Origin of the sequence: Sellimonas catena, from assembly GCF_027924685.1 — a bacterium.
Lineage (GTDB): Bacteria > Bacillota > Clostridia > Lachnospirales > Lachnospiraceae > Sellimonas > Sellimonas catena.
On sequence record NZ_BSBO01000001.1, the window covers coordinates 186451 to 201678 of the forward strand.

A 15228-nucleotide genomic window follows, 5' to 3' on the forward strand; every position below is an offset into this window, starting at 1 on the left:
CTGCTCAAAAATGTCTCACCACCTCAAAGCGTTCCAGTTTGATATCTTCTGCCTCTTCCGGGATACCTGCTTTTCTTTTCGCAATGGCAATCTGCTCGTCTACGGTATCAACTCCTTCCAGATTCGGAAGCAGAAGTCCCCGTTTGATTCCTTTGCTTACGATAACGCCGTAGCGTTTCACATCCAGCTGTTCCGGCGAAGCAATTTCTTCCGTCTCTCCCAGAACATCCACACTGTACACAAGCCGGTCCAGTTCTTCTGCTTCTACTGCGTCAAATCTCGGATCTTTCACCGCTGCGCTGATAGCATTCTCAACAATCTCCTCCGCAAGCGTTCCCCGTACCGGCGCAATTGTCCCGATGCACCCGCGCAGTCTTCCCTCTTCTTTGAGAGATACAAAGGCTCCAGCCCTCTTGTGATACAATTCTTCCGGCAGACCTTCCGGAATGGAAATCTTCCTGCCGGTCCTCACATATGTTTCGATTGTCTGCCGTGCAAGCTTTACATAAGGATCTTCCTTTTCGCTCCGCTCTTTTGCTTCTTTTTTCACATTTTCCTCATGCTGATGCAAAAAATCTCTTTGCGGATCCATACCTTCTACTTCAAAGGTGCAGATCCCATATCCTACTCCAAATGGGCCTTCATAGGAAAGTCTTTTCGCACGAACTTTTCTACGGTCCAGCGCTCCTGCCAGGATCAGGAACGACCGCTGTCCGCACTCTGCCGCCTGTCCGCAGAAATCTTCTGTAAAATCAAAGAGTTTTCCAAACTCTGCACTTCCCATCACCTGCATGATCCGCTCATCATATTCCGGTCCTTCTTTCCGGAAGCCATACGGACCGTCTGCCTTTAATCTATGAGACAGATCCCCGCTTCCGATCACCACAATTTTTCTGCCACACAGTTCCGCCGCTTTCTGAATACATTGCCCAAGCATGTAGTGCATTGAAAACGGGAGTCCGGAAAGGCCAATCCGAACCACCTTGTATTCCCGGTCATAATGATTGAGAAACCAGAGCGGAATCATAGTGCCGTGATCCAGCCTTCTGTCCTGCTCACCCAATGTTCCTGCCGGAATCTCCCTTGCCTGCGCTTCCTGCGACAGTACTTTCACAAATTCGGTATCATACTGCACCGGAATCTTCACTTGAGAAGCCCCAAACCTACCAAAGCTTCCTTCCGCGCTTTTCCCCGGCGAAATATGAAAATAGTCTGCATACATTACCGTGTGCGGTGATAACACCACAACAGTATCCGGCTTCCACTCTGCAATCTTTTTTACCGCTTTGTAATATGAATCAATCGTATCCTGAATTCCCCGTTCCTGTCCGCATCCAACCTCCGGTATAATCAAAGGCGGATGAGGAACCATCACTGCTCCTGTTACTGCCATCGTCTCTCCTCCTTCCTTTTATTTTCCATGGCTGTTCTGTTTTTTCCTGTTTCAGCAAGCATTTCCAACTCTCTTTCAAGTTCCGGCGGAATGCTTCGAGCACTTCGCACCGGACCGACTCCATAAAGTTTCATCCGTTCTCTATTCATTTCATCCGGCATAAATCGATGCTTCAATTTCAGTTCCATGGTCCGGCTCTTATCCTGATTCCCTCCCGGATCTTCAAATCCTCCTGTACCGGTTACTTCACACTGATACAAAACAGCAGAAACCGGTGCTGCCATATAAATATAGACCAGATCTCCGGTATGAATATTGCCACGCTGATGCCAGTCAATAGTGCTGCTTTCTGCAAAAGCTGCTTCCAAATCAAAGTATCCGGGATTAGCAGGGATCAGCCAGGCCCGTTTCCTTTCACAGTGCAGCTTTTCTTTTGTCTTTTTACTCGCTGTCAGAAGATAGCTTTGATCCAGCAGTGCAAGAATCTGCTCTTTTTCTACCGTTCCATCAAGAAGAATGGAAATCCAGTTTTTCTTATTCATATGATACCCCGGCAGAATTCCCTTGCCTGACACCAGAAATCCAGCCATATCCGGATCACACTTTACATTCAGTACTTCGATATATCCTGTCCCGTGTAGTCCCATGCTCTCCTTTCGGACTTCCAGCATCACCCCGTACCATTTTCTATTATCATTATGACGCAGCACAAAATCCGGAGTTTTCCATGGATAATCCGGGCTTGTGCCGTAAGTATGCAGGACATAGTCCAGGATTTCTTTTTTCAGACACGCTTTTTGCGATTCTGCCCTCTTCATCTTGATCACCTCTTTTTTATTTTAACACTATGCTTCAGAGGTTTCATCTGCTTTCCAAAAGAAAATGACACAGAGTCCCGTTCTCTCTGTGTCATCTTGTACTGCTGTTTTTGTATGATCATTCCGGTATCAGGAAAGAATGGTCCGAACCATCTTTTCATCAAATTGAACCGATTTCACATGATCAACTTCAATCTGATAAAGTGCGTTTGCCGCAAGGTGCTCTGCCGCCTGCTCCAGATCCCGGATACCGCTTGTCTCTTTGTGCAGGTCGATGACTGCATCCAGACCATCATCCGTCAGTGTGCATTCATTCTCCTGCATGCCGATTCTTTTCAGTACCTTTGGAAGTGCATACTGAGAGAAAATCACCTTTTTCTCCTCCGGTGTGTAATCCGGAAGCTCAATTACCGCAAACCGGGACATGAGCGGCGCGCTGATCTGATCTTTATCGTTGGCCGTCGCAATCGGATAAACTCCTACGGTCGGAATCATACATTCGATATAATTATCTGTAAATCCAAGGTTATCAAGCAGTGTCAAAAGCACATCTGCCGGATTGCCGTTCCCTTTTCCGGATGCCGCCTTGTCAAGCTCATTGATGATAAATACAAGGTTGGATTCCCCTGCCATGGAAAAAGCATCCATAATGATTCCCGGCTTTGCATTGGCATAAATCCGTGAGCTCCCGGTCAGCTGTTCCGGATCGTTGATGGAACTCATATCCAACGTAGTCCATGGGAGTTTCAAAATCCTTGCTACCGCATAGGCAATCTGAGACTTTCCGGTTCCCGCAGGTCCTACCAGAAGCAGACCGTAGGCCGGAAGGGTGTGAGTCCGGTTGATCTGGATAATCGTTTCAATAATCCGCTGCTTTACCTGCTCCATTCCATAAAGTTCCTCATCCAGAATTCTCCTTGCTTCTTTCGGATCAATTGCCTGGAAATAATTCCCTTTCCACTGGATGTTCATCATAATAGAAAGCGCTCTCTGTGCATGCCGGCGCTCCTCCGCTGAAACCTCGTGAGAGCGGGCTACAGCAAGGTTTCTCCTTGCCCAGAGCCGGATATTATCCGGAAGCGTCCTACCGGCACAGGTGATAAAGTCCGTAATACTCTGGATACTGGTCAGCTTCATGCTGTCTCCTGTCTCCTCCTCATCTTCATCCGGGATTTCTTCGGACGGTGCATCACTTGTAAGAAGACGTTCAATCATAAACTGCAGGAAGCCATCCTCCGCTGAAAGCTTGGATCCTCCGCCAAAGGCAATCTCACGGATCTTATACACAGCATATCCGTCCTCCCGGTCCGCCCCGGAAAGCCGGACATTAATATGATTTTCTCCCATCCATTTGAGAAGACTTACAAAACGGGCATCAATCTGTAAAATATCGGCGCTGACCGTTCCTTCTTCTCCTTTGAATTCAAAGGCAGTCCGGCGGACCGGATTCGTAAATACTCCGATCGAATGGTGCTGAAGCTTTCCCTTACTGTTGTCAAGTACAAGCATCGGGTGCTCCGTCGATGCTTCCTGTTCGCTGGAATAAAATACTGTATAAGTACATTCCGGTGTTTTTCCCTCTTCCGGCGTATTATTAAAATCAAAAACTGGCATGGTGCATACTCCTGTCTTTTGTCGAATTTTCTTTAGTTTAGCATAAAATAGGAGATGGTACAATCCATGTTTCTTTTTCTTCCTCCTTTCATCAATTCCACCAGATATCTCTGCGCTTTTTCAGTATAGAAAAAGATCTCATACGGATTCCCTTTTTCACTGATCCGTTCTTCCGGCTCAATTCCGGCCTTTCTTCCTTTTTCTGTCAATACTGTTCTGGCATATCCGTTATAAAACTGTTGTTTCAGACAGCCTTCTTCCAGAAGTCTTTCTGTAAGCCATTTATTTGTCAAACGTTTCATCTGTTTTTCATCTCTTAATTCATTCACCTGCGAAACAAATTCGCTTAATGTCATTCTTGGCGTATACTGAATGCCAAAAAGAATCTCTTTCGTCAGCCGAAAGTCTTCTTTTCGCCCTTTTCCCCGCCTTTCCGTCAATGGAATTTCATCTTCCGGACCTGAATTTTGATTTTCTTCTGTATCCCGCTGCCCTCCGGTTACGCTTTGAATTTTTTGTAAAATGGCTTCTCCGTACTGCTCTGCTTTCCGTTCACCCATGCCATTTACTTTCAGAAGTTCTTCTTTTGTAAACGGCATGCGTACGCACAGATCACGAAGCGTTTTATCCGAAGCCACCATATATGGAGGTATCGACCGTCTTCTTGCAAGTTCTGCGCGAAGTTCCCGCAGTGATTCAAACAACTCTTTCCCCTTTTCCGATAAATCCATCGCGAGAACGGATTTTTTACTGTCCCGCTTTTTCTCTTCTTCTTTTTTATATGCGATGATAAAAGGAGTATTTTGCTCCATCAATTCTCCAGAAGTTCCCGTCAGATGGAGGATGGCATACTTATCCTCCGTCTGTCTCAGATATCCTCGCTCCACCATTGTACGGATAATTTCCTTGATCCTCGTCTGTCCAAGCTTACTCTGTTTTCCATAAGCAGGGTTTTCTTCCATTCTGTAATTACGTATTTTTGCCGTGTTTTCTCCCAGAAGAGTCCCGGCGATCATGTTCATTCCAAACCTCTGTCCGGATGTCCTGACACATAGGATGACATCTGCTGCCGCTTCGGAAGCATCCATTTCTTCAAACTCTTCCTGACAGTTGGAACAGTTCCGGCACTGCTCTTTTGCCTTTTCTCCAAAATAATGAAGAATATATGCCCTGAGACATTTCGTCGTTGTGCAGTACATCTCCATCTTTCGCAGGCGGTCCATGTCCTGTGCCTGAATCGTCCTTAGTTCCTCTTCCGTATATTCTCTGTCCTGTTCCTTACTCTCCAGAAGGAATCGGTTAATGACCGTATCCTGCGGCGAATAATACAAAATACATTCTGCCGGTTCGCCGTCACGTCCTGCTCTTCCGGCCTCCTGATAGTAATTTTCCATACTCTGGGGCATATTGAAGTGAAGGACAAACCGTACATTGGATTTGTCAATCCCCATCCCAAACGCATTGGTGGCAATCATTACCTTTGTCCGGTCATAAATGAAGTCCTCCTGACTGATTCTTCTTGCCTCCGTGCTCATTCCTGCATGATAACGCCCGACAGAAAATCCAGCGTTCTCCAGCTCCAGATATAATTCATCCACGCCCTTTCTGGTAGCACAGTAAATGATCCCGCTCTCTTCTATGTGATCTTCCAGATAACGGCGGATCCTCTCCTTTTTCTGCTTTGTTCTCTGTACTTCAAAGTACAGATTTTCTCTGTCGAATCCGGTTACCGTCTCATAAGGATGTTCCAGCTCCAAAGAAACGCGGATGTCAGTTCTGACCCGCTCGGTTGCAGTAGCTGTAAATGCCGAAACAACCGGGCGGACCGGAAGCATATGTACAAAAGACAGAATTCGAAGATAGCTTGGTCTGAAATCCTGACCCCACTGAGAGATACAGTGGGCTTCATCCACCGTAATCATGGAAATCTCCGCGTGACAGGCAAAATCCAAAAACCGGGGCGTCTCAAGACGCTCCGGCGCCACATAGATAATCTTATACTGTCCGGTCTTTGCCAGCTCCATCGCTTTTACAATCTGATTTTCCGTCAGAGCACTGTTAATATAGGCCGCATGCACGCCAGCTTCATTCAACGCCTTCACCTGATCGATCATCAGGGAAATCAGAGGCGACACGACAATCGTAATCCCAGGAAGCATCAGTGCAGGAAGCTGATAGCAAAGTGATTTCCCTGCTCCGGTGGGCATGACTGCAAATACATCTCTTCCAGAAAGGATCTGTCTGATGACCGTCTCCTGTTCTGGTCGAAATGTGTCATAACCAAAGTAGGTTTTGAGGGTGGAGTGCAGTTGTTGGTCAAGTAACTCTTGCATCTATAAAACTTCTCCTTCTTCGTAACATGCAGCTATATAGTCTCTGGACTGATAATAGAAATCTGTATTATAGTCTGAAATCCGGGCATCAATCCATGAATGATATACTTCCCATAATCCCTCCAGAATTTCTTCATCTTCAAAGCAGTCTTCAATCAGCCTTTCATAAACTTCTCCGATATCCCAATAATCAGGGACTGTATATCTGCATATTTTCTCATTATCAAAATCGCCTATGGAGATCTTTGCTTCTTCTATAAACTCATCCGCTGTTTTTGCAATAGGTTCGCAGCGAAAAACATCCGCATATTCATAGATTCTCCCAATTCTTTCTTTCCCAAGAAAATCTGTTACTTCTTTTCTTCTCCTTTTTACATTCCTTCCGATATATTCAATCAGACTGCATGTATAAAATAGAGCATCATTGTTTTTACTCCCCATATATAACCTCCCGATACCCCGGATATCCATACGCGCTTTCAGCACTCTTCACTGCTTTTATGATTGCTTCGCTCATTACTTCCGCCGCGAGTGTTCCGACCAGATCCTGGTCTGCCAGAATTTCTCCTGTGGATACCGCATAGATGCTGTCTCCATCTGCTGTCGTATGAACCGACCGGATGGATCTTGCGTATCCGTCATGGGCCATTCCGGCAATCTTGCAGAGCGCAGACTTCTCAAACTTTGCGTTGGTGATAATTACTCCGATTGTAGTATTTCCTGTGAATTTATTCTCCACCACTTCTGTACTGGCATACATTAACTCTTCTGTCGCACGGAACGACCGATGATCTTCCGAGAGAAGCCCTGCCAGTTTCGTTCCGGTTTTCCAGTCATAGATATCTCCAAGGGCATTCACTGCAACGATAGCACCGACCTGTAATGTCCCGATCTGAACGGCATAGCTTCCGATTCCGGACTTCATGCAGCAACCCATTCCGGCAAATTTGCCGACAGTTGCGCCGCATCCGGCTCCGAAATTTCCATCCTGATAATTTCCCTGTTCTGCATTCAGGCACGCTTCATATCCCATCGCTGCATCCGGGCGGATCGAAGCATCTCCCGCGGTCAGATCAAACAGATCCGCCTGACAGACCAGCGGTACTTTCGTAACTCCGACATCAAATCCAATATCATGTTCTTCCAGATAGCGCATCACTCCATCAGCCGCGCCAAGGCCAAAAGCGCTGCCGCCTGCAAGGACGATACCGTGAATCGCGTTTGCTGCCGCAAGCGGTTTCAGAAGCTCCGATTCTCTTGATGCCGGTCCTCCTCCCCGCACATCCAGTCCTGCACACATTCCCTGCCCGGACTCTGACAGAATGACCGTACATCCGGTTCCTGCTTCTTTGTTTTCCGTCTGTCCAATCCGGATTCCTTTGATATCTGTAATTGTTATTTCCTTTTTCATCATCTTCTCCTTTTACTGCGATTCCTGCTCCAGACCTGCCATAAACAGCTCGTAAAAATCGTCTTCACCCGCCAGCATCGGGGAATTTTCCCCTCCGCCGTTGGTACTTCGCTTCATTGCCGCATGGAATTCTTCTCCCGCACATATCAGATCCATCTCATAAATTTCATATCCCAGTTCCCGGCAGGTTCTACAGAACGCGCCAAAGGGATCTTTCTCCTGTCTCGTTGCGAGAAGCTGCCTCCGGACTTTAGGATCATGAAATGCCCGGTGCTGGAGTGCATCCAACAATTCAACACAACTTGCCATTTTATCTTTTCTCCGCCTTTATTTAGTACTGTCCCATCCAGCTTTCCAGATCAGACTGGTTTAAACGACCGTTCAGCAGTCTACCGTCTTCTACCTCGGCATCTGGAACTGCTTTTCGTATCGCTTCTGCTGCTTTTTTAATTCCGCTTCCGCCGGATGTTGCAAATGGAACGATCATTTTCCCTCCGAAATCATAGGTCTCCAGAAACGTATTGATAATGGTCGGTGCCGTATACCACCAGATCGGAAATCCGATAAAAATCACGTCATAATCAGAAACTTTCGCCTCCTTGTCCGCCAAAGCCGGACGGAAAGAAGAATCCTGCATTTCAATCGTGCTTCTGCTGTTCTTGTCTGTCCAGTCCAAATCTGCTCTTGTATACGGAACTTCCGGTCTGATTTCATAGAGATCGGCATTTCCTGCTTCTGCCAGTTTTCTCGCTACTGCTTCTGTGACTCCGCTTGCGCTGAAATAAGTTACTAACTTTTTACTCATACTGATTTCCTCCTTAATATATATCCTGTCATTCACTGGACACCGGCCCTTTGCTACAGAAAAGCTCCGGTCCGGCTGTCCGGATTGGTCTTTACATTTTCCGGTGTTCCGGCCGCTACAACCGTACCGCCGTCTTTGCCGCCTCCCGGCCCCATATCAATGATATAATCCGCACATCGGATCACATCCAGATCATGTTCAATAACTACGACAGTCGCCCCATGATCGATCAAGGTCTGAAACACATCCATCAAAGTATTTACATCCAGCGGGTGAAGCCCGATCGTCGGCTCATCGAAAATAAAAACCGAATCCGACTGGGCTCTTCCCATCTCACTTGCCAGTTTCAGACGCTGCGCCTCCCCTCCGGAAAGTCCGGGTGTTTCCTCTCCAAGCGTCAGATATCCAAGGCCCAGATCTTCCAGTATCTGAAGGCGCTGATGGACCAGCTTCAAATCTTTGCAGGCTGTGAGAGCAGTATGAACGTCCATCGCCATCAGTTCCGGCAACGAATAGGCTTCTCCGGTCTTTGTCTGATAATGAATGGTTTCCGCCTCTTTTGCATATCGTGTGCCCCGGCAGTCCGGACATGGGATATCTACATCCGGAAGGAACTGTACATCCAGGCTGATGACTCCGGTTCCATCGCAGACAGGGCAGCGCAGCTTTCCTGTATTGTAGGAAAAATCTCCCGCCTTATACCCTTTCTCCTTCGCGTCCGGAGTTTTTGCAAAAATCTTCCTGAGTTCGTCATGCACATTGGCATACGTTGCAACAGTGGAACGTACATTGATTCCGATCGGAGCCGCATCAATCAGCTTGACATGACTAATCCCTTCTGCCCGGATTTTCTTCACATGTTCCGGCAGCTTTCTCCCCTGAATATTGGCCGAAAGTGCGGGAACAAGACTTTCCAGTATCAATGTTGTTTTTCCGGATCCGGATACTCCGGTGACTACCGAGAGTTTTCCTTTTGGAATATCCACTTCCAATGGCTTGACTGTATGAATAGCATCCGTTGAAAGATGAATGAGTCCCTGATCAAACAGTTCTGTTTCCGAACATTTTTGGGATCTACGGATTCCAGAACGGCCGGATAAAAACGGACCAATCTGAGATTTTGGATGATTCATCAGTGTGTCCGGTGTTCCCTGCGCCAGAATTTCTCCGCCTTTTGCTCCCGCCTCCGGACCCATCTCGATCAACCAGTCAGCCTGCTTCAAAATCTGAGTATCGTGATCTACAAAAACTACGGAGTTACCGTCCTCAATCAGATCGTGCATGACACCAGTCAGCCCGGCAATATTTACCGGATGCAGACCAATGGATGGCTCATCCAGTACATACAGAACTCCTGTCGTCCGGTTTCGAACCGCTCTTGCAAGCTGCATTCTCTGCCGTTCTCCTGTCGATAAAGTGGAAGAAGCCCGGTCCAGAGACAGGTACCCAAGCCCCAGATCCAGAAGACGTCTTGCGGAAGTCTGGAATGATTCACAGATGCTCACCGCCATCGGACGCATGGATTCGGGCAGCGAATCCGGCACCTGCTCTACCCATTTCACTGCTTCATTCAGTGTCATGGTACAGACTTCATCGAGAGAATATCCATTCAGTTTTGGCATTCTTGCCCTTTCCGAAAGTCTGGTTCCATGGCAGTCGGGACAGATATCTCTTTTTAGAAATTTTTCCACCCGCTTCATACCTTTTTCATCTTTTACCTTCGCGAGGGCATTTTCTACCGTATAAACAGCATTAAAATAAGTGAAATCCAGTTCACCGCCCTGATCGGAGCTCTTGGGCTTATAAAAAATATGCTTTTTCACCGCCGGGCCATGATAAACGATCTCCTTTTCTTCTTCGGTCAGGTCCCGAAACGGAAGGTCTGTCCGGACGCCCATAGCACGGCAGACGTCTGTCATCAGTGACCACATCAGAGATTTCCAGGGCGCCACAGCACCTTCATCTATCGAAAGAGATTCATCCGGAATCAGCGTAGATTCATCTACTGTCCAGACCACACCTGTTCCGTCACATTTCGGGCATGCTCCCTGGCTGTTGAAAGCCAGTTCCTCCGCAGAAGGAGCATAAAACCTTGTATTGCAGACCGGACAGGTCAGTTCATGTCCTGCTGCGACTTCCAGCGTTGGCTCCAGGTAATGCCCGTTGGGACAACAGTGTCTGGCCAGCCTGGAAAACATCAAACGCAGACTGTTCAGAAGCTCTGTTCCGGTTCCAAACGTGCTTCTGATTCCCGGGACTGACGGTCTTTGATGCAGCGCAAGAGCTGCAGGCACATACAGTACTTCATCCACCTGAGCCCTGGATGCCTGAGTCATCCTCCGTCTTGTATAGGTGGATAGTGCTTCCAGATATCTTCGGGAACCTTCCGCATAGAGAACCCCCAGCGCAAGGGAGGATTTTCCGGATCCGGAGACACCGGCAATTCCTACAATCTGATTCAACGGAACATTTACATCAATATTCTTTAAATTGTGCACTCTGGCCCCACGTATTTCTATATTCTGAATCATATACCGCTCCTTTCTGACATTTACGTTATCACCATTTCACTTTACCGTCAAGCGCATCAAAAAGGCTTTCTTTTCTTTCATCATCAAAAAAATTTCTGCCGGAACTGCTATTGACAAATCCGGACATAGGATACTATTATAAAGAAACTCATGATACCAAGGAGGGAAAGAGCATGACAGAAAAAGAACTGATGCTGTCAGAACATTTATACATTGCAAAGGATATAGAACTGGCAAAGGACAATAAAAAAGCCCGGAAACTGACCAGGCTCATCAATGCATCAACAGAAGAAGATACTGATGAACGGCTGACGCTCTTCCGGGAGCTTTTTGGGAGTGTCGGCGATCATTTCTGGGTGGAGCCACCGTTTCACACGGATTATGGCTGCCATACCTACATTGGAGAAAACTTTTATGCAAATTATGACTGCATCATTATTGATGTGGCCGAGGTCCATATCGGGGACAATGTATTCTTCGGTCCAAGAGTCGGCATTTACACAGCCGGTCATCCGATTGATCCTGTCATCCGCAATAAGCAGCTGGAATACGGAAAAGAGATTCATATCGGAGACAATGTCTGGGTCGGCGGCAACACGGTGATCAATCCAGGCGTCACCATTGGAAACAACGTAGTAATCGGTTCCGGTTCCGTTGTAACAAAAGACATTCCTGACAATGTCGTCGCCGCAGGCGTTCCATGCCGGGTAATTCGGGAAATCACCGAGAAAGATACTGCCTATTGGAAGGAACAGGAAGCTTTTTACTACGAACATATTGACAAGAAGCAGAAAGAAAGGGACTGACAAACAGTCCCTTTCTCTTAGCAGTCCAATATGGCCTTGGCTATGGATCCATGGCCGTTTGCACTGGTATCAAGCATGCACACACCAGACCGGCTGATCGGTTATTCCAGTGCAGAATGATGCGGCAGATTACGGCCTGCATCTTCCGCAGGGATCGTATCCCATTTGGATCACATCTTCCCTGCTTCCGCTGTACTCCCTCGTATTAGAGGCTTTCATATCCCCGACACTTGCACAGTCCGGATCATGAAACTTCATTGTATTTGTATTGAGTATATAAGTTTCCTCTGCTGCCTGACCGTTTTCTGTCCCTGCCTCTGTCTGTGTATCCTCCGCTTCACGGCTTTCTCCCGTGACATAGTCTATCTCAATTCCCGGCTGTACATTATACACATAGACGTAGAAAGAAATGCCTGCCCCGTCATCCTCCACAGACTCTGCTTCCATCAGAACACCGGACGCCACCAGATTGTCATCTTCAAAAACCGGTGTCACTTCGTACAGAACATGGTTATCCGTCTCTTTGATATAATCTGCTACCATATTTTCAAACGGAAGCATTCCTTCCGTATTCATATATCTGGTACCGGTAATCAGATTCTCTTCGTTTGCATTCTCCGCGGTCAGCTGAAAACCGATCAGATGGCAGCGATTATAAAGATACCCTCCGTCCACATCATCGTATTCCTTATTGATCCATCCCGACGGTTTGATCTCCGAAATACTTTCCCGGTCTTCTGTCGGCATCAATTCCTCTCCGATATTGGCCTTTGCTGTCCCGCACCGGCCAAGCTCATCCAGTTCACTGTATTCTTCGTAAGCTTCCGTCTGAAGTTCCGAATCTGAAAAATCCGGTTCATTGTCTGCCACAACAGTATAGGGCTCGCCGCTGTATTCCGGCAATTCTTCAACAAGCGCTTCCGCTTCTTTCCGGACGGCAGTATCGATCTGCTCTGTTTTGTTTTCCAGACCGCCGGCAGATTCCCCGTGGGAATTTTCTGAAATACTTCCACAGGATGAAACCGTCAAAAGAAATATCAGCCAGAAGACCGGAAGAAAAATCTGTTTTAGTCGCTTCATGACTTCTGCTCCGGACAGGAAAGAACTGCAATCTGTTTTTCCATATCAGGACAGACGATCAGCGTATTGGTATCGTATGTTACCACCGGGTCTTCCGCTTTTAAAAATCCATCCAGTGTCCCAATTACATCGTAACCGAATGTCTCACTTCTGTAGTGCATCGGAATGATGACTTTCGGATCCAACTCTTTTAAAAGTTCTCTGATTTCATCCGGCTCCATCGTATAAAAGCCTCCCACAGGTACCATTACTGCATCCAGACCTGTAAGTACTTCCATCTGCTCCGGGGATGGCATACATCCGATATCTCCCAGATGAGCGATCCGGATTCCTTCCGATTCCAGAACAGTCATGATGTTGAACCCTCTTTTCTCTCCGCGGCAGTCGTCATGGAAACTTTCCAGACGGATCATCTGAAACGGACTGTCTTTCTTCTCGCTCCGGAGCTCCACCTTTTTCCTTGCATTGTGGTCACCATGTTCATGGCTTGCGATGACTTCATCTGCCTGCAATGTTTCCAGTGTCAGACCCGGTACATTGTTATCCTCGTATGGATCAAAAACAATTGCATATCCATCCTTTGTAATTCTGAAACAGGAATGTCCAAACCACTCTACTTTTATTTCACGCATGCTTCTTTTCTCCCTTCTGTCATCTCCCGGAACATCTGATCCAGTTCCGGAAAGCTTTTCTTCATCCGGATCGGTCTGCCGTCATGATCCAGGAAACAGTGTCCGGAATGTCCGACAGCAACCTGCTCTCCCCGGCAGCTCATCTCGTAGGCGATCTTCATTTTCACACCATTATACTCTTCAATGTGTACCATAATTTCGACTACATCCTGAAATGTCGTTGTTTTCTTGAAATCACAGTCCACGTGAATAACAGGAGATACAATGCCTTCTTCCTCCATCCGGTCAAATCCCCATCCCGCCTGGTCAAGAAAATCCACTCTGGCTTCCTCCATCCAGCGGATATAATTGGAATGGTGCGTGATCCCCATCCGGTCAGTTTCATAATAATGAACTTTGTGTACATATGCATTCATAATAATCCCTCCTGTTTCTAAACAATTCCAGTCTTTTTATGCTTGTAATAATAATACCCGATAAAAATCACAGCGGTCAGGATCCAGGTCACCGGATAGCTGAAAATAATTGCCGAAATCGTCGGACTGATTTTCAGTGCAACCGCAAGCCAGACGATACGAAGCACACAGATTCCTCCCAGCGTAATGATAACCGGAACAATCACATCTCCGATTCCCCTGAGTGCTCCTGCAAGAATCTCAATAAAAACATAGACAATATACCATGGTGCAATCAGAACAAGCATGTCGCTTCCAATCTGAATGACATTGGCATCTGATGTAAACATACGGAACAGAAATCCTCTTGTAGCAATCAAAAACACGACCATCACGAAAGCTGTTACAAGTTCCATTCCAAGGCAGACTTTTACACTTTTTTTAATGCGGTCTGTCTTTCCTGCTCCATAGTTCTGACCGACAAATGTTGTAATGGAAATTCCAAACGCTGTATTAATCATCCAGAAAATAGCATCCAGCTTTCCATATGCCGACCACGCCGCCGTTGTATCTGTCCCGAAGGAATTCAGAGACGCCTGAATCGCGATATTGGTAATCGCAAACAGAATCGATTCTATTCCGGTCGGAATACCAAGTTTAATCTGTCCGATAAACGCGGTACGGTAAAAACGGATTTTGGAAAGCTTCAGCTGTAACATTCCCTCTGAGCGCATCAGCTTCAGTGTTACAAGCACAGCGCTGAATGCCTGTGCCAGCAAAGTTGCAAGGGCAACTCCAAATACACCTTCATGAAAAACAATCACAAAGACGAGGTCCAGAACAATATTTACAATACAGCAGGCAATCAGAATATAAAGCGGTGTTCTGGAATCCCCCACTGCCCGCAGAATACTGGAACCAATATTGTAAACAAAAGTAAAAACAAGTCCTGAAAAATAAACCCGGAGGTAGACCGTTGAGTCATGTACAATCTCGGACGGTGTATTCATCATGCTGAGCATGGACGGCGCCAGCACAATTCCCAGAATACTGAGTCCGATTCCCCCGACTATAGCGATAGCGTAGGCGTTATGGATTCCCTGCCGTACAAATTGTGCATCTCTGGCCCCATAATACTGGGCAATAATGACCGATGCTCCGGAAGAAAGCCCTGTAAAGAAACCGACGACAAGGTTAATCATCTGGGCTGAGGATCCTCCTACACTTGCAAGTGCCCTGGTCCCTACAAACTGTCCGACTACCACCGTATCGATGGTATTGTAAAGCTGCTGAAAAAAGGTTCCGATCATAATCGGAAAAAAGAATACTAAAAGCTGTTTCCAGATCACTCCCTCTGTGATCTGATTTTTCATCTGAACTGTGTTTTCCATTTCAATCCTCTCTTCCTTC

The 15228-nt window shown here is 46.8% G+C and carries 14 protein-coding genes; 1 reads left to right on the forward strand and 13 read right to left on the reverse strand.

Features of this window, described 5'->3' with window-relative positions; all coding sequences use genetic code 11:
- Positions 1-4: 4 nt before the first annotated feature.
- From amrA to Selli1_RS01010, 9 genes are all read right to left on the reverse strand, one after another.
- The gene (amrA, locus tag Selli1_RS00970; RefSeq protein ID WP_281872073.1) at positions 5-1393 is read right to left on the reverse strand and encodes an AmmeMemoRadiSam system protein A; all 1389 of its coding nucleotides are present in this window, start codon (positions 1391-1393) and stop codon (positions 5-7) included.
- Complete coding sequence (locus Selli1_RS00975) at positions 1384-2211, reverse strand: MmcQ/YjbR family DNA-binding protein (RefSeq protein WP_281872075.1); 828 nt, start codon at positions 2209-2211, stop codon at positions 1384-1386. The genes amrA and Selli1_RS00975 overlap by 10 nt, the downstream gene beginning before the upstream one ends.
- A 129-nt stretch (positions 2212-2340) precedes the next feature.
- Positions 2341-3825 carry an AAA family ATPase gene (locus tag Selli1_RS00980; RefSeq protein ID WP_087255110.1) on the reverse strand — a complete coding sequence of 495 codons (1485 nt, stop codon included), beginning with the start codon at positions 3823-3825 and terminating at the stop codon, positions 2341-2343.
- A gap of 32 nt (positions 3826-3857) precedes the next feature.
- On the reverse strand, positions 3858-6158 hold the full coding sequence (recQ, locus tag Selli1_RS00985; protein WP_281872078.1) for a DNA helicase RecQ: 2301 nt from the start codon (positions 6156-6158) through the stop codon (positions 3858-3860).
- Complete coding sequence (locus Selli1_RS00990) at positions 6159-6599, reverse strand: hypothetical protein (RefSeq protein ID WP_191426924.1); 441 nt, start codon at positions 6597-6599, stop codon at positions 6159-6161.
- Positions 6589-7569 carry a P1 family peptidase gene (locus Selli1_RS00995; protein ID WP_281872079.1) on the reverse strand — a complete coding sequence of 327 codons (981 nt, stop codon included), beginning with the start codon at positions 7567-7569 and terminating at the stop codon, positions 6589-6591. The genes Selli1_RS00990 and Selli1_RS00995 overlap by 11 nt, the downstream gene beginning before the upstream one ends.
- A 12-nt stretch (positions 7570-7581) precedes the next feature.
- Positions 7582-7878 carry a hypothetical protein gene (locus Selli1_RS01000; protein ID WP_087168568.1) on the reverse strand — a complete coding sequence of 99 codons (297 nt, stop codon included), beginning with the start codon at positions 7876-7878 and terminating at the stop codon, positions 7582-7584.
- Between the two features lie 22 nt (positions 7879-7900).
- Complete coding sequence (locus tag Selli1_RS01005) at positions 7901-8374, reverse strand: flavodoxin (protein WP_087255124.1); 474 nt, start codon at positions 8372-8374, stop codon at positions 7901-7903.
- A gap of 53 nt (positions 8375-8427) precedes the next feature.
- On the reverse strand, positions 8428-10905 hold the full coding sequence (locus Selli1_RS01010; protein ID WP_281845205.1) for an excinuclease ABC subunit UvrA: 2478 nt from the start codon (positions 10903-10905) through the stop codon (positions 8428-8430).
- 173 nt (positions 10906-11078) lie between these two features.
- On the opposite strand from Selli1_RS01010, the gene Selli1_RS01015 reads away from it, so the two are divergent.
- Positions 11079-11711, forward strand: coding sequence for a sugar O-acetyltransferase (locus tag Selli1_RS01015; protein WP_087168571.1), 633 nt, complete (start codon positions 11079-11081; stop codon positions 11709-11711).
- Between the two features lie 129 nt (positions 11712-11840).
- Here Selli1_RS01015 and Selli1_RS01020 read toward each other — a convergent pair whose 3' ends face one another.
- The 4 genes from Selli1_RS01020 to Selli1_RS01035 are packed head-to-tail and all read right to left on the reverse strand — an operon-like array spanning position 11841 to position 15209.
- Entirely contained in the window at positions 11841-12791 is a 951-nt protein-coding gene (locus tag Selli1_RS01020; protein WP_281845207.1) for a DNA/RNA non-specific endonuclease, read from the reverse strand.
- Positions 12788-13423: an MBL fold metallo-hydrolase gene (locus Selli1_RS01025; RefSeq protein WP_191433529.1), complete on the reverse strand. Its 636-nt coding sequence runs from the start codon at positions 13421-13423 to the stop codon at positions 12788-12790. The genes Selli1_RS01020 and Selli1_RS01025 overlap by 4 nt, the downstream gene beginning before the upstream one ends.
- The gene (locus Selli1_RS01030; RefSeq protein WP_087168574.1) at positions 13411-13839 is read right to left on the reverse strand and encodes an acyl-CoA thioesterase; all 429 of its coding nucleotides are present in this window, start codon (positions 13837-13839) and stop codon (positions 13411-13413) included. The genes Selli1_RS01025 and Selli1_RS01030 overlap by 13 nt, the downstream gene beginning before the upstream one ends.
- 17 nt (positions 13840-13856) lie before the next feature.
- Positions 13857-15209, reverse strand: a complete 1353-nt coding sequence (locus Selli1_RS01035) for an MATE family efflux transporter (RefSeq protein ID WP_281845209.1) — start codon at positions 15207-15209, stop codon at positions 13857-13859.
- Between the last annotated feature and the right edge of the window lie 19 nt (positions 15210-15228).

Excerpts from the sequence above, each read along its gene's own strand:
- Selli1_RS01030 (WP_087168574.1), bottom strand. The coding sequence starts at position 13,839 with ATGAATGCATATGTACACAAAGTTCATTATTATGAAACTGACCGGATG.
- Selli1_RS00990 (WP_191426924.1), bottom strand. The coding sequence starts at position 6,599 with ATGGGGAGTAAAAACAATGATGCTCTATTTTATACATGCAGTCTGATT.
- Selli1_RS01015 (WP_087168571.1), top strand. The coding sequence starts at position 11,079 with ATGACAGAAAAAGAACTGATGCTGTCAGAACATTTATACATTGCAAAG.
- Selli1_RS00980 (WP_087255110.1), bottom strand. The coding sequence starts at position 3,825 with ATGCCAGTTTTTGATTTTAATAATACGCCGGAAGAGGGAAAAACACCG.
- amrA (WP_281872073.1), bottom strand. The coding sequence starts at position 1,393 with ATGGCAGTAACAGGAGCAGTGATGGTTCCTCATCCGCCTTTGATTATA.
- Selli1_RS00975 (WP_281872075.1), bottom strand. The coding sequence starts at position 2,211 with ATGAAGAGGGCAGAATCGCAAAAAGCGTGTCTGAAAAAAGAAATCCTG.
- recQ (WP_281872078.1), bottom strand. The coding sequence starts at position 6,158 with ATGCAAGAGTTACTTGACCAACAACTGCACTCCACCCTCAAAACCTAC.
- Selli1_RS00995 (WP_281872079.1), bottom strand. The coding sequence starts at position 7,569 with ATGAAAAAGGAAATAACAATTACAGATATCAAAGGAATCCGGATTGGA.
- Selli1_RS01020 (WP_281845207.1), bottom strand. The coding sequence starts at position 12,791 with ATGAAGCGACTAAAACAGATTTTTCTTCCGGTCTTCTGGCTGATATTT.
- Selli1_RS01025 (WP_191433529.1), bottom strand. The coding sequence starts at position 13,423 with ATGCGTGAAATAAAAGTAGAGTGGTTTGGACATTCCTGTTTCAGAATT.
- Selli1_RS01010 (WP_281845205.1), bottom strand. The coding sequence starts at position 10,905 with ATGATTCAGAATATAGAAATACGTGGGGCCAGAGTGCACAATTTAAAG.
- Selli1_RS01035 (WP_281845209.1), bottom strand. The coding sequence starts at position 15,209 with ATGGAAAACACAGTTCAGATGAAAAATCAGATCACAGAGGGAGTGATC.
- Selli1_RS01000 (WP_087168568.1), bottom strand. The coding sequence starts at position 7,878 with ATGGCAAGTTGTGTTGAATTGTTGGATGCACTCCAGCACCGGGCATTT.
- Selli1_RS01005 (WP_087255124.1), bottom strand. The coding sequence starts at position 8,374 with ATGAGTAAAAAGTTAGTAACTTATTTCAGCGCAAGCGGAGTCACAGAA.